Consider the following 587-nt stretch of genomic DNA (forward strand, 5'->3'; position numbering starts at 1 on the left):
AGATTGATAGATATTTGCCAATTTAAATCTAACTATGCGTTTTTTATTAACTTTTTTGACTATAAGTGTGAGTTGAGCATCAATTTTGGCTTTGCTGATTGCACGTTAAAATTATTAGCGCTATATTGAATACGTTTATCTCAGGGCGGGGTGAAAGTCCCCACCGGCGGTAACATGCTATGCATGAAGCCCGCGAGCGCTTTACTTGTCATGAGTAAAGGTCAGCAGATCCAGTGTGACTCTGGAGCCGACGGTTATAGTCCGGATGGGAGAGAATTAACTGTATCAGCATTTTGTGCTTTATAGCACAGTACTGCGTTGCATATCTGAGTCTGCAAAAGGCGCATTCGTGTTTTTTGTTTATTCAGTTCTCGTACTCCTAAGACTGCCCTGATTCTGGTAACTAATAAATTATTACTTAAGAGGTTTTTACCATGAATCAGACGCTACTTTCCGAATTCGGTAATCCAATCGAACGTGTTGAACGCGCCCTTGAAGCATTACGTCAAGGTAAAGGTGTACTCGTACTCGATGATGAAGACCGCGAAAACGAAGGCGACCTTATTTTTGCAGCAGAGACAATGACG

At 41.7% G+C, this 587-nt stretch carries 1 protein-coding gene and 1 riboswitch; the gene reads left to right on the plus strand.

The window, feature by feature from the left end; translation table 11 throughout:
* The first annotated feature begins 132 nt into the window (after positions 1 to 132).
* Positions 133 to 281, plus strand: a riboswitch (FMN riboswitch).
* Between the two features lie 153 nt (positions 282 to 434).
* Positions 435 to 587, plus strand: a 153-nt coding sequence (locus tag ABN217_RS19850; protein WP_349459944.1) for a 3,4-dihydroxy-2-butanone-4-phosphate synthase, incomplete at its 3' end; no start/stop codon positions are given.

It is taken from the genome of Proteus sp. fly-1067 (genome assembly GCF_040139345.1).
Taxonomy (GTDB): domain Bacteria; phylum Pseudomonadota; class Gammaproteobacteria; order Enterobacterales; family Enterobacteriaceae; genus Proteus; species Proteus vulgaris_B.